The 945-nt window shown below is 69.8% G+C and carries 1 protein-coding gene; it reads left to right on the top strand.

Going from position 1 to position 945, the window contains the following annotated elements:
• The coding region (locus HHX41_RS39430) for a hypothetical protein (RefSeq protein WP_220504853.1) at positions 1-945 on the top strand (945 nt) is incomplete at its 5' end.

Genomic DNA, 945 nt, shown 5'->3' with positions numbered 1-945 from the left:
TACATCTGGCTGACCCGCCCGGCCAACGGCCAGTACGTCCTGAAATCCACCAACGGCCCCTTCGGCCCCTATGAGATGCGCCAGGTGCTGCTCAACATGGGCGGCCCGGTCTCCGGCGGCGGCGTGCCCCACCAGGGCGGCCTGGTCCAGACCCAAAACGGCGCCTGGTACTACATGGCCTTCCAGGACGCCTACCCCGGCGGCCGCATCCCGGTCCTGGCCCCGATCACCTGGAGTGCCGACGGCTGGCCCAGCGTGCAGACCGTGAACGGCGCCTGGGGCGCCTCCTACCCCTACCCCAACGTGCCGCGCCCGCCCCGGCAGGTGAAGCCGCCGACCGGGAGCGACACCTTCACCGGCACCGAGCTGGGCCCCGAGTGGGAGTGGAACCACAACCCCGACACCACCAGGTTCAGCGTCGGCAACGGGCTGCGGCTGCAGACCGCCACCGTCACCAATGATCTGTATTCGGCCCGCAACACGCTGACCCACCGCATCCTGGGGCCGTCCTCGACCGCCACGATCCAGCTGGACTACACGAGCATGCGCGACGGCGACCGGGCCGGACTGGCGATGCTGCGTGATTCGTCGGCCTGGATCGGCCTGCGGCGCGACAACGGGCAGACCCGGGTGGTCATGACCAACGGCCTGGCCATGAACAGCAGCTGGCAGACCACCTCCACCGGCACCGAGGCCGCCGGCGCGGCCGTCTCCGGCGGGCGGATCTGGCTACGGGTCAATGCCGACATCCGTCCGGGCACCGGGCGGCAGGCCCGCTTCTCCTACAGCACCGACGGCGTGAACTTCACCGCCCTCGGGCCCGGCTTCACCATGGGCAACGCCTGGCAGTTCTTCATGGGCTACCGATTCGCCGTCTTCAACTACGCCACCCAGTCCCTGGGCGGCGCGGTCACCGTCAACCGATTCGACCTGACCACCCCCTGA

This window comes from Microbispora sp. H13382 (assembly GCF_014161445.1).
Taxonomy (GTDB): Bacteria; Actinomycetota; Actinomycetes; order Streptosporangiales; family Streptosporangiaceae; genus Microbispora.
This window is presented reverse-complemented; position numbering and strand designations above follow the sequence as displayed.